This is a genomic window from Wolbachia endosymbiont (group A) of Cydia splendana, from assembly GCF_947179475.1.
GTDB lineage: Bacteria > Pseudomonadota > Alphaproteobacteria > Rickettsiales > Anaplasmataceae > Wolbachia > Wolbachia pipientis.
The window spans coordinates 424,673-436,716 of the sequence record NZ_CAMXBP010000001.1 but is presented as its reverse complement, the minus strand read 5'-3'; the positions used below and the strand labels follow the sequence as shown (position 1 = coordinate 436,716).

At 33.8% G+C, this 12,044-nt stretch carries 13 protein-coding genes, 1 tRNA gene and 1 pseudogene; 6 read left to right on the top strand and 9 right to left on the bottom strand.

Features of this window, described 5'->3' with window-relative positions:
- Window positions 1-527 precede the first annotated feature (527 nt).
- From OM961_RS02040 to ruvX, 3 genes are all read left to right on the top strand, one after another.
- On the top strand, window positions 528-695 hold the full coding sequence (locus OM961_RS02040; protein WP_264339255.1) for a hypothetical protein: 168 nt from the start codon (window positions 528-530) through the stop codon (window positions 693-695).
- Between the two features lie 57 nt (window positions 696-752).
- Window positions 753-2,078 (top strand): IS4 family transposase, encoded by a 1,326-nt coding sequence (locus OM961_RS02035; protein WP_264339118.1) that lies wholly within the window; start codon window positions 753-755, stop codon window positions 2,076-2,078.
- 370 nt (window positions 2,079-2,448) lie between these two features.
- Window positions 2,449-2,916: a Holliday junction resolvase RuvX gene (gene ruvX / locus OM961_RS02030; RefSeq protein ID WP_264339254.1), complete on the top strand. Its 468-nt coding sequence runs from the start codon at window positions 2,449-2,451 to the stop codon at window positions 2,914-2,916.
- A 44-nt stretch (window positions 2,917-2,960) separates the two neighbouring features.
- On the opposite strand, the gene ruvC is transcribed toward ruvX, so the two are convergent.
- Genes ruvC through OM961_RS02010 form a run of 4 tightly spaced genes read right to left on the bottom strand, consistent with a single transcriptional unit; the run spans window position 2,961 to window position 5,713 of the window.
- Complete coding sequence (gene ruvC / locus OM961_RS02025) at window positions 2,961-3,449, bottom strand: crossover junction endodeoxyribonuclease RuvC (RefSeq protein WP_038199503.1); 489 nt, start codon at window positions 3,447-3,449, stop codon at window positions 2,961-2,963.
- Window positions 3,450-4,277: a cytochrome c oxidase subunit 3 gene (locus OM961_RS02020; RefSeq protein WP_006279354.1), complete on the bottom strand. Its 828-nt coding sequence runs from the start codon at window positions 4,275-4,277 to the stop codon at window positions 3,450-3,452.
- 57 nt (window positions 4,278-4,334) lie between these two features.
- A complete protein-coding gene (locus tag OM961_RS02015; protein WP_264339253.1) occupies window positions 4,335-4,985 on the bottom strand; it encodes a TenA family protein in 651 nt (216 codons plus the stop codon).
- A 44-nt stretch (window positions 4,986-5,029) separates the two neighbouring features.
- A complete protein-coding gene (locus tag OM961_RS02010) occupies window positions 5,030-5,713 on the bottom strand; it encodes a TenA family protein (protein ID WP_038249063.1) in 684 nt (227 codons plus the stop codon).
- 236 nt (window positions 5,714-5,949) lie between these two features.
- On the opposite strand from OM961_RS02010, the gene tnpA reads away from it, so the two are divergent.
- Window positions 5,950-6,387: an IS200/IS605 family transposase gene (tnpA, locus tag OM961_RS02005; RefSeq protein WP_006279552.1), complete on the top strand. Its 438-nt coding sequence runs from the start codon at window positions 5,950-5,952 to the stop codon at window positions 6,385-6,387.
- 2 nt (window positions 6,388-6,389) lie between these two features.
- Here tnpA and metK read toward each other — a convergent pair whose 3' ends face one another.
- The 5 genes and pseudogenes from metK to OM961_RS07535 all read right to left on the bottom strand — a co-directional run bounded on the left by metK (window position 6,390) and on the right by OM961_RS07535 (window position 9,672).
- Entirely contained in the window at window positions 6,390-7,604 is a 1,215-nt protein-coding gene (metK, locus tag OM961_RS02000) for a methionine adenosyltransferase (protein ID WP_264339252.1), read from the bottom strand.
- Window positions 7,605-7,661: 57 nt separating this feature from the next.
- Window positions 7,662-7,738: transfer RNA gene (locus OM961_RS01995), tRNA-Ile, on the bottom strand.
- Between the two features lie 9 nt (window positions 7,739-7,747).
- Complete coding sequence (gene rpmA / locus OM961_RS01990; protein WP_006279564.1) at window positions 7,748-8,017, bottom strand: 50S ribosomal protein L27; 270 nt, start codon at window positions 8,015-8,017, stop codon at window positions 7,748-7,750.
- Window positions 8,018-8,027: 10 nt separating this feature from the next.
- Window positions 8,028-8,330 carry a 50S ribosomal protein L21 gene (gene rplU, locus OM961_RS01985; protein ID WP_006279565.1) on the bottom strand — a complete coding sequence of 101 codons (303 nt, stop codon included), beginning with the start codon at window positions 8,328-8,330 and terminating at the stop codon, window positions 8,028-8,030.
- Window positions 8,331-8,731: 401 nt separating this feature from the next.
- Window positions 8,732-9,672 (bottom strand): annotated as a pseudogene (locus OM961_RS07535) (IS5 family transposase).
- A gap of 41 nt (window positions 9,673-9,713) precedes the next feature.
- Between OM961_RS07535 and OM961_RS01965 the strand changes: the two are divergent.
- Window positions 9,714-9,860 (top strand): hypothetical protein, encoded by a 147-nt coding sequence (locus tag OM961_RS01965; protein ID WP_264339251.1) that lies wholly within the window; start codon window positions 9,714-9,716, stop codon window positions 9,858-9,860.
- A gap of 544 nt (window positions 9,861-10,404) precedes the next feature.
- On the top strand, window positions 10,405-11,730 hold the full coding sequence (locus tag OM961_RS01960) for an IS4 family transposase (protein WP_264339118.1): 1,326 nt from the start codon (window positions 10,405-10,407) through the stop codon (window positions 11,728-11,730).
- The last annotated feature ends 314 nt before the right edge of the window (window positions 11,731-12,044 follow it).

The following is a 12,044-nucleotide window of genomic DNA, read 5'->3' as shown; positions in this document are numbered from 1 at the left end:
CTATTTATTTATCTTCTCTGTACAGATTAAATGACAAAAAAACTCACGTATCTGGCGTCTCATGTTTAATTTTTTGCACTATGTGCACCTTATGTCTTTATAAAACTTCTACCTACATAAGCTGAAACGCGCTTATAAAGCGTTTAAAACATAAAAAAACGCCAACTTAAAAAATGGATAGTGAATAACTAGCTACCCTAGGGTTTCTTTTGCCTTTTTTTCTGTTTAGTAAATTTCTTAACGTTTATGATTTAGATTAGTTGCGGTTTAAAAGCAACTGAATCGCGGTTATTAAGTGTTTAGAATAAAAAAACGCCATACTTGAAAGTATAATGTAAGTAATTAGCCAACCACGGGGCTTCTTTTGCCTTTTTTTTCGTTTGGTAAATTTCTTAATGTTTGTAGCTAAACGATAACCGTCATCCCGCTACTTGTTAGCGGCCGAGATACCGCGAATGAATCGCGGTATGACGTAGGATTGCTGTCATTCCAGTGCCAAGCACTGGGATCCAGCCTTTATTATTTGGTTGAAATTAAGTCTTCTGGATCCCAGTGTCAGCTACTTGGATGACACCATTCTTTTTCCTGGATTCCAGTGTCTGGGCACTGGAATGACATCCTCCCTTGTGGAGATTGCTCTCAAATCACAATGTTCGTACAGCCATACGCGTCAAGTTAAGGAAATAAAGGTATGAAAGAGATAGAATAATAAGGTATAAGTTCTCCCAGATATACTTTTAGTGAGAGAACCAATGAATAAAATAACTTGCTTATCAAAAAAGCTCAAAGAATTTTTTAATGAAAAAGCAGAGAAAATCTCAATTACAACAAGGTTTATAAAAAGAAAGAGAAAGCTAAAAGGTTCATCATTCGTAAAAGCCATGGTCTTGGGTAATATAGGAGTTGATAATTGTAGCGTAGAAACAATGTGTCAATTACTAAACGAGGACTCGATAGATATAACAAAACAAGGTTTGGATTTTAGATTTACTGAAGAAGCAGTGGAATTTATGAAAAGGATGTATAATGAATCTGTGATTCTCTTTAAAAATATCTTGCAAGTTGATTGCAAAATCTTACAGCAATTTAATAGTGTTAAATTATTGGACAGTAGCTATATTACTCTACCTAACAGTATGGAAGAGATGTATAAAGGTTATGGTACTAGCTACAGTGGCTATGAAAGCAATACTAAGTCTGGAATAAAGTTACAATTAGTTTTCGACTACATGAATCAGATAATAGACCAACTTAATTTAACGGAGGGGGTAAGATCAGACCAGGGATATAGGAAACATTTAAGTAATATATTAAGCAATGATTTGCTAATATCTGATCTCGGTTATTTTGTGCCAAGTTCTTTTAAACAAATCAATGAAATAGGAGCTTATTTCATAAGTCGTTATAAATCCGATACCAACATATATGATGTAGAAACAAATCAAAAAATGGAGTTATTAGAATGTTTAGAGGATAAGTTATTTTTAGAAAACGAGGTATTGTTAGGAAAAGAAGCAAAAATTAGAGTAAGAATTATATGTCAGAAACTAACTGAAGAACAGTCTATGGCCAGAAGAAGGAAAGCTAATAGATTAGCAAGATCGCAGGGATATACATCCTCTAAAAGAAATCAAAAATTGTTGAACTGGTCAATATTTATAACTAATGTTCCAGAAAATAAAATTAGTGCTGAGCAAGTATTAACGATTTACAGAGTAAGGTGGCAAATTGAGTTATTATTTAAATTGTATAAAAGCCATATCAGGCTTGATAAGCTAAAAGGAAAGCCATGCAGAGTATTATGTGAACTATATGCTAAATTGTGCGCAATTCTTATATTTCACGGCATAGTTGGTTGCACAGAAGTGAAAAAGAATACAGAACTTAGCTTAACAAAGGCATTTATTGAGCTAAAAAGGCGGGTTAGAGAGTTATTTTTAGTATTAACCAAAATTAATAGTTTAAAAGCATTTCTTAAAAAACTCACTATAACTTGGTCGCGATTTTCATTAAAAGACAAACGTAGAAGGGCTAGAGTATCCACTTTAACCTCTCTAAATTTGCTCACAATCTCTTAACTTGACGCGTATGGTTCGTACAGCTATGCAAACACAAAGGTGTCATTCCAGCGCGTGACGCTGGAATCCAGTTGAGCTATTTCAACAAAAATACTACATTTTGAGATGAACGTTCCAGACTTATTTACAAGTATAACAATTGAAGTCTGGATTCCAGTGTCAAGCACTGGAATGACATCATAGGGGCACTGCCCTTTTGGATGGAAACCAGTGTCAGCTACTTAGATGATACCTTTTTTCTACTTAGTTTGGGTTATGCAAGAAGTCTATTGCATTCCTGAGCAATTTGATTCATTATTCTTTTTGTAAAAAATTTTCTTAACTTTCTCTCCACTTTTTTGGTAAGGTCACTTTAAAGGAAGTCTAATAGATGCTACATAGAAATCCAGATGAGTTTCTAAAGTCTATTCCAAAAGATAAGCGCATAATGTGCCTTGACATGGGAGAAAAGCAAATAGGCATAGCATTTAGCGATAAAACACAGCTCATAGCCACAGCTCATAGCATATATCACAGAAGAAATATGAGCAAAGATTTAGGTTATCTGCATAGAATATTCAAAGAAAATGAATCTGGATCAATGGTAATAGGACTACCATTAAAAATGGACGAGCAAGAAACTAAATGGTGTAAAACTATAATCCAATTCGCAAATAAAATAATAAAAAAATATAAAGTAAATATATACTTACAAGACGAAAGCTTCTCAACATCTATCGCAACTCATACACTAAAAATTACTGGAATATCAATCACAAAATCGAAAAAAATAGATGATAAAATCTCCGCATGTATTATTTTGCAACGAACGTTAGACAAGATAAATACAATCAAATAGTTTTTCCAGATCTGGAAATCTTCAAACTGAATCCCATATAAAAGTTACTCAACAAAACAAGAACCTTTCGTATAAGCATGACAAATTGCTACAGCAAGAGCGTCAGCAGCATGGTGGCATTTTATACTCAAATTTTTAACTATTTGCTTCACCATAAATATAATCTGATCCTTATCAGCATGGCCATTTCCGGTAATGCTTTTTTTTACATAGTTTGCATCATATTCATTCATAGTTAGCTTTGTTATTTTTAACGCTAAAATTACAACCCCTCTTGCATATCCTAAAGTTAGTGAAGATTTAGGATTTTTATTAACAAAAATTTTCTCCACCGCAGCTTCATTCGGGGAGTATAGGGAAATTACTTTCTTTAATTGTTCAAAAATTATATGTAGGCGTTCACCTGTACCCAATTTACCATCAGTTGATATGGTACCGCCGCCCAAAAATTCAATATTATTTTTTTCGTTCAGGCTGATAATGGCCCACCCAGTCTTGCTTATTCCTGGATCTAGACCTATTATTTTAACCACTTAATAAACGCTTAACCAATAGACAAACAAAAATAAAAATATCCAGACTACATCTACAAAGTGCCAATACCAGGAGGCAAACTCAAAGCACAAATGGTCCTGAAGTGTAAATTGGCCTTTCCGTGCTCTAAATAAACACACTGATAAAAATATTATTCCTATTATAACGTGTGCGCAGTGAAAACCGGTAATCATATAAAAATTGGATGTATAAATAAGCTTTTCTCCTGTTTCTTGTAGAGAAAAACTCGCTTCATGATACTCTATTGCTTGCACTATTATAAAAAAAACTCCAAGCAATATAGTTATGGACAGCATTTTAATCATGCTCTTTTTATCATTTTTAAGTAAAGAGTGATTTGCCCAAGTAATTGTTGTACCAGAAAGCAATAATATTAATGTATTCATGAATGGTAGTGACCACGGATCAGGTGGCAAAATTCCCTCAGGGGGCCATTCAACTTTTTTTGCAGGAGAAAACGCCTCAAATAAAAAAACTGGATCAAGCCAGGCTTTAAAGAATGAACAAAAGAACACTATAAAAAATACGACCTCCGAGAGAATAAACAAGTACATTGCAAATTTGAGTCCATGTTTTACAATGGCAGTGTGACATTTGTCATAAATGGCCTCCCTTATTACATCTCTCCACCAATAAAACAGCACCCCTGATACTGCGGAGATTCCCAAAACTAAACAAAACATTCCGACAATTTGTTTATGAAGCGCGCCAACTAATCCAAGTGCAAGAATAAGAATTGCTGCTGATACAGCAATTGGCCAAGGGCTTGGATCCACTAAATGAAAATCATGTTCTTTACTTTTCATAGCTTTTTAAAAAATACTTATTAAGGATACAAATTAGCTTAAAATTGTCAATGTTCCTTAGGAAATTGGATTGAATCTTGAAAAATTATATGCACCGTTCAAAAAATCTAACACAAATTGTGCAGTTATTCTAAACAACTCAAGCATTCTGCTCTTTTCGTTTTCTCTTGCTCTGCTGCAATATCCATCAACAATATTTTCCAAAATAATGCATCCAGACTTTACTGAATCACTGTAACAAAAATTAAACCAATCCCTATATCTATTATTTTTCTTGAATCTATTTTTCATGCTATCAACGACAGTCTCGTATATAAACATGCAAGAATACAAAACCGTCATAGCCTCATAGGTATTACTATGCGAGATGGATAAAAGAAAATTAGTGAAATTAAAACACTCAAGAGATTTCTTTTCGCGACTTATACCGTACATAGTAAAGTAGTAGTCATATAGCATTCTATTAACAGTCACTACTCTTTGGGCTACTTCAGCAAGCGAGATAATACTACTATAATCTTCCATTTTGGATGCAGTAATTAAGGTGGTACGAATATAATCACCTAAGAACAACGTCTTTTGTTGAGCATAGAATTTGAAGTTCTCTATATTTAGGGTGTTATTCGCTAACTCAACATTAAAAGGATGCTCAATTATATCCTTTAAAAGATTTGACCCGTAACAGCTCCTAATTATGCCACTGAACACTGTAGTTACCGATAAAAGATCAAGTTAACGTAAATAATCCGCTGCTAATATTCTTTGCTAGATATATTAGAGTAATATGCCTCATCCCAAAACATTATTTCTAATTCCAGCCCTTTCTTAAAAAACTCATACATCCTCTTTTTTTCACAGTCACTAGCTTTTTTATATAGCTTATTTGTAATATCAGTAACCTCATCAATTACAGCATTTACTGTTTCGCTACTATAAATGTTGATCCACTCTTTGTATTTGTTATTTTTAACCCCTTTAGTTGTTATCTCATTTACCATATGGCGTATAACGATTTGGTATATGTTAAAGCAAGAATAAGATGCTACTAAAGCTTCATTAACAGAATTGTGATATGCGGCACTCATGAAAAAGTCAGTAAAGGCAGAACAAGCTCTTGACTTTTTGTGATCATCAGATAGATCACAATCTTCAAAATATTTTTTATACTGTTCTCGAACATAAAATGCTCCTTGTGCCAAATTGATTAAACTACTCATCATTTCAATATCATCAACTCTAGCTGCAACAATTAAAAAAGCACGAGCGCAATCTATACAATACAGAAAATCCTGCTGAAGGTAGAATTTGAATTTTTCATAATCTAATGTATTATTTATCAATTCAACATTAAAAGGGTGTTCTTTTATTTTATCAATAAGATCAGAAAACTCTTTTACAATTACGTTGTACAGTTCTCCTTCTATTTCGTTATACACTTTATAAGCCTCACAATAAAAATTGAATATAAAAATTATTACTAATGTGGTATAATTATTATGAAAAAGCGTGCTATGCTTTAACAATAAGCTAGTATATAAATATGGGGCTGTAAATCAAAAATTTTAGCAATCTAAAGAAATTTTACTTTCCATAAGATGGTACAAGCCTCCACCTTCTAGGTGGAGAAACTTTAGTTTGTCAATGTCATAACTATACTTTATAAAGTATAGTTATGACGGAATATGACAAAGGAAAACACACTGTATTTTATCATAGGTACCATATAGTCTGGATTACAAAATATCGGTACAGAGTATTAACTAAGGCTATGAAGGAGAGAATACGAACAATCATAGCAGAAGTATCTGAAGAAATGGGGATTAAGATAGAAAACGGAGTAATATCATCAGATCATTTACATTTATTCGTAGTAATACCTCCTCATATAGCTGTGAGTGATTTTGTTCAAAGAGCCAAAGGCAGGTCTTCACGCAAAGTTCAACAAGAATTTCCAGAGCTAAATAAAATGTACTGGGGAAAGCGTTTTTGGGGAAGAGGATACTTTAGTGCTACCAGCGGACATATCACAGATGAAGTCATTAATGAGTACATCAATAAACATACAGATGCACATCAGCCTCATTCTATATCTAGTATAAGATTGGAGTAGCTTTAGCTTCTCACCGCGCTTCCAGCGCTATATCCAACCTTTCGGCTCTCAGCCGATAGTGGTTGAGTATTACCTTCTATATTGAATTCTCTACAAAGATCAGCAGATAAGTCCATGTTTTCCCAAGAAAATCCACCGTCCCTTTCCGACTGTTTACCAAAATGTCCATAACAGGCTGTACGTTTATATATAGGATGATTAAGCGATAAATGCTTGATTATGCCTTTTGTTGATAAATCTATATTATTCTCGATAAACTTTTTAATTACTCTTTCCTCTACCTTATTCGCACCAAATGTATCAATATAGAATGAAGTAGGTTTTGATACACCAATTGCATAAGAAAGCTGCACAAGACAACGTTCAGCCAAACCTGCAAAGACAATATTTTTAGCAAGATATCTTGCCATATAAGCCGCAGATCTATCAACTTTGGTTGCATCTTTTCCGGAAAACGCTCCTCCACCGTGTGGAATATAACCTCCATAAGTATCAACCATAATTTTTCGTCCGGTTAATCCACAATCACTAACCGGTCCACCAATAACAAATCTACCAGTTGGATTGACTAAGAGATTTTCCTCAGGACACATCCATCCTTCAGGTAAAGATGAAACTATGTAAGGGTAAATTATTTCTTTTACTTTTGATTGATCCAAATCCTCAGGGTGCTGTATTGAGACAATAATACTTTCAGCACGTACCGGGAGGTTATTCTCATATGCCAAAGTGATTTGTGACTTTGCATCTGGACCAAGTTTTGCTTCTTTAACTGCGCTCATGATATTTTTCAGAATCGAGTGTGCATAAAAAATGGGTGCCGGCATAAGGTTTTCTGTCTCTGTTGTTGCATAGCCATACATTATGCCCTGATCTCCAGCACCTTGATCCAACCCTATTGCAATGTCATTTGATTGCTCATGCAGCAATATATTTACTTTCACTTTTCTCCAGTGGAACCCATCGTGCTTGTAACCAATATCTTTTATTGTATTCCGTACAATACTTTCAATCCTGCTATTTTTGATGTTAGGCCCAAACACTTCCCCAGCTATAATAACGTTATCTTTGGTGACTAAAGTCTCTATTGCAGCTCGCGCAAAAGGATCAGTAAAAAGGTACTCATCAAGTATTGCATCTGAAATTTGATCTGCTACTTTATCTGGATGACCAGCCGCCACTGATTCACTGGTTACTAAATTTTTATATAAACTCATGTTTTTGCTTATACAATATCAAAACCGCTATAGAAAACACAGTTAGTAACTACTAAATGGTGGGTCTGGGAAGAGTTGAACCTCCGACCTCACGCTTATCAGGCGTGCGCTCTAACCACCTGAGCTACAGACCCATGATTTATTCAAGCTGAAGCTTTCATATTATCTGTAGGCACGATATCAATAAAAGTCTTTTTATTTGCTGACCTTCTAAAGCTGACCCAGCCTTCTATTTTAGCAAAAATCGTATGATCTTTACCTATACCAACATTCTTCCCAGGATGGAATTTTGTGCCTCTTTGGCGCACAATTATGTTACCAGGAATAACCTTCCCATTCTTCTTTATTCCTAACCTACGACCTGCTGAATCTCTACCATTACAGGAACTACCACCTGATTTTTTAGTTGCCATATCTTACCTCTTACTTTTGAAGACTAATTTCATTTATACGAAGAACAGTTATATACTGCCTATGACCAGTTTTCCTACGGTAATTTTTTCTTCTTTTCTTCTTAAAGATTATAATTTTTTCCCCCCTGCACTGCTCCAACACTTCAGCTTTAACAGTAGCATTAGATGAATAAGATAAGCCATTATTTGAAATACAAATCACCTTATTGATTTCCACCTCTTTTTTTTCTTCAGCTTCTAACTTCTCTACCTTTATTATACTACCTTCTTTTACTAAATATTGCTTTCCACCAGTCTCAATTACTGCAAACATGATAAATATAAATTATTGTTATTAACTTTAATCGTAAACGATGTCATATACGCTGTCAATATAAATAAAAAGCATGACTTAACGTTCTTTTTGAGCTACTAAAATACTTCTATCTGTTTTCATCTTTTATCTACCTTTTCTCAGACAGTAGACTTCTTGCATAACCTAAGCAGAAAAAAGGCAAATAGTTATTATAGCTCTAAGTTTACCGACACCGTCATGCAAGTAGCCCCTTCTCCTGTCATTCGAGTAGCTGACACTGGTTCCTTTATGACGATGTCATCCAAGTGTCAGCTACTCGGATGACAAAAAAAGGAGCACTAGGATGACATCATCCTTTTTTGGGATTCCAGTGGGCTTTGTTGCATCGCTCTTCGGATAGTAGGTAACGCACAATAAATTTATGAAGCTATCTCAAATTTAGCCATACCAATATCAGTGAACTTATTGAGCAAATAGCATTTAACAAGTAGTTCCTTCTCTCTATTTGTCTCAGATTTATTCCTAAAACTAAACCCGAATGTTTGTTTCAGTCGCGAGAAAAAACTTTCTATATAAGATCTTTTTCCGTAGTTTGTTTGCCTTTTCCACCTCTTCATTCCATCTTCGCTGCATGATTTTATTAGTCTAATTGCAGCATTTCTCTCAGCCATATAGTCTAACTTTGGATGCTCTGCTGCGTTGTTTTTCGGAGGAATTTTCGTTTTTATACCATATTGATTACACAGCTTATAGAGCTTTTCTCTGTCATATGCCCTATCTGCATATAGTACTTTTATGACATACTGAAAATCGACTTCTTTTAGCAAATCACAAGCTCCATAGTGATCAGCCGTTACTGTATTTTACAGCTATGGCTTTTTTGCTGTTTGTATTCAACATTACATGCAATTTTCTTGTCTGTTCATAGCTGCGATACTTTCTATCTTCGCTATTTTCTTTGCTATGACCAGGAGTGTTGTTGTATATACTAATTCCTGTACTGTCTATAGCAATTTCGATATCTTCCATATTATTTTCTGCAATCATTGATCTTAATATTGAGTTTCTTAAACCTTCTTGATGATTGTGAATAGCTGATAACTTGCAAATTTTTCCCAATTTGCTCAAGGTATCCTGCTATAAACCCAACTGTTTGCCTCAGGCCTATTCTAAATAAACAAGTTATTATGTGCACCAAAATTACAACTTTATCGCTATAAATATTGTTGCCACCTGGTATTTTTGGACCATTCTCGTACCACTTTTCTATGGCTTCGTTGATATAATGAAAAATATTTCCTCTTTTTTCTAGAAATTTGTTATATTCGCTATGGTTACTGACCCTCATTTTTTGTGGCATATTTTTTCTTTCAAGGTTAAATGGCTATTTTATAATGAATTTTGTCAGTAGCCACCAGATTTTTTCAGTTGCTATGCAACAAAGCCATTCCAGTGTCACGCACTGGGATGACAGCAGTCCTACGTCATACCGCCGCGAACCGTCATACCGCGATTCATTCGCGGTATCTCAGCAATAGATCCCGCTAACAAGCAGCGGGATGACGATTGTCGTTTAGCCATAAACATTAAGGAATTTACCAAATGAAAAAAAAGGCAAAAGAAACCCTAGTCATTGTCTATTTTCAGTATTGGCGTTTTTTAAGTCTTAAACACTGCAATTTAGCTGCTTTTAATTGCAACTAACCTACGCTGCAAATGTTTAAGAAATTTACTAAGCAGAAAAAAAGACAAAGAACCCCCGAGTTAGCTAGTCTTTTACTATCTCTGTCGAGTATTGGCATTTTTTGATGTCTTGTAACGCTTTATAAGCGCGTTCAGCTTATTTAGATAAAAATCTAGATGTAGATGAAGTTTTGTAAAGACATACAGTATCTATATACTGCAAAAAATTAAACATAAGACGCCGATACATTAAGTAATCCTTACCTTTTAATCTGCAGATTGGCGAAAGCAAATACAATAGCTTCACTGTTATGATAAGCATACGCGTCAAGTTAAGGAAATAAAGGTATGAAAGAGATAGAATAATAAGGTATAAGTTCTCCCAGATATACTTTTAGTGAGAGAACCAATGAATAAAATAACTTGCTTATCAAAAAAGCTCAAAGAATTTTTTAATGAAAAAGCAGAGAAAATCTCAATTACAACAAGGTTTATAAAAAGAAAGAGAAAGCTAAAAGGTTCATCATTCGTAAAAGCCATGGTCTTGGGTAATATAGGAGTTGATAATTGTAGCGTAGAAACAATGTGTCAATTACTAAACGAGGACTCGATAGATATAACAAAACAAGGTTTGGATTTTAGATTTACTGAAGAAGCAGTGGAATTTATGAAAAGGATGTATAATGAATCTGTGATTCTCTTTAAAAATATCTTGCAAGTTGATTGCAAAATCTTACAGCAATTTAATAGTGTTAAATTATTGGACAGTAGCTATATTACTCTACCTAACAGTATGGAAGAGATGTATAAAGGTTATGGTACTAGCTACAGTGGCTATGAAAGCAATACTAAGTCTGGAATAAAGTTACAATTAGTTTTCGACTACATGAATCAGATAATAGACCAACTTAATTTAACGGAGGGGGTAAGATCAGACCAGGGATATAGGAAACATTTAAGTAATATATTAAGCAATGATTTGCTAATATCTGATCTCGGTTATTTTGTGCCAAGTTCTTTTAAACAAATCAATGAAATAGGAGCTTATTTCATAAGTCGTTATAAATCCGATACCAACATATATGATGTAGAAACAAATCAAAAAATGGAGTTATTAGAATGTTTAGAGGATAAGTTATTTTTAGAAAACGAGGTATTGTTAGGAAAAGAAGCAAAAATTAGAGTAAGAATTATATGTCAGAAACTAACTGAAGAACAGTCTATGGCCAGAAGAAGGAAAGCTAATAGATTAGCAAGATCGCAGGGATATACATCCTCTAAAAGAAATCAAAAATTGTTGAACTGGTCAATATTTATAACTAATGTTCCAGAAAATAAAATTAGTGCTGAGCAAGTATTAACGATTTACAGAGTAAGGTGGCAAATTGAGTTATTATTTAAATTGTATAAAAGCCATATCAGGCTTGATAAGCTAAAAGGAAAGCCATGCAGAGTATTATGTGAACTATATGCTAAATTGTGCGCAATTCTTATATTTCACGGCATAGTTGGTTGCACAGAAGTGAAAAAGAATACAGAACTTAGCTTAACAAAGGCATTTATTGAGCTAAAAAGGCGGGTTAGAGAGTTATTTTTAGTATTAACCAAAATTAATAGTTTAAAAGCATTTCTTAAAAAACTCACTATAACTTGGTCGCGATTTTCATTAAAAGACAAACGTAGAAGGGCTAGAGTATCCACTTTAACCTCTCTAAATTTGCTCACAATCTCTTAACTTGACGCGTATGGTTATGATAAGCTTACTATTACCCACAAATATAAATGTTTGTTGCATAGCTCTTAATGGCATAACTTTTGCTTGAAATAACTGTTTATATGGTGCAATTTACAGCTTTTAGTTGCTAAAATTATAACTCTTAGTTTAATAATTTTAATCTAATAAGCTTTCAGGTTAATAAAATTAAATTATTTGAGTAAATACAATATTATGTTTTTATTTGTGGGTAATAGTAAGGTTATGATAAGGGGGCTGGCGGAGTTTGTCAAGGAAGTTTTTTTGTTTCTATTCCCAATAAAAGTTTGTTATAT

Coding starts and splice junctions, on each gene's coding strand:
- OM961_RS02035 (WP_264339118.1), top strand. CDS start 753: ATGAATAAAATAACTTGCTTATCAAAAAAGCTCAAAGAATTTTTTAAT.
- ruvX (WP_264339254.1), top strand. CDS start 2,449: ATGCTACATAGAAATCCAGATGAGTTTCTAAAGTCTATTCCAAAAGAT.
- OM961_RS02020 (WP_006279354.1), bottom strand. CDS start 4,277: ATGAAAAGTAAAGAACATGATTTTCATTTAGTGGATCCAAGCCCTTGG.
- tnpA (WP_006279552.1), top strand. CDS start 5,950: ATGACGGAATATGACAAAGGAAAACACACTGTATTTTATCATAGGTAC.
- metK (WP_264339252.1), bottom strand. CDS start 7,604: ATGAGTTTATATAAAAATTTAGTAACCAGTGAATCAGTGGCGGCTGGT.
- rpmA (WP_006279564.1), bottom strand. CDS start 8,017: ATGGCAACTAAAAAATCAGGTGGTAGTTCCTGTAATGGTAGAGATTCA.
- rplU (WP_006279565.1), bottom strand. CDS start 8,330: ATGTTTGCAGTAATTGAGACTGGTGGAAAGCAATATTTAGTAAAAGAA.
- OM961_RS01960 (WP_264339118.1), top strand. CDS start 10,405: ATGAATAAAATAACTTGCTTATCAAAAAAGCTCAAAGAATTTTTTAAT.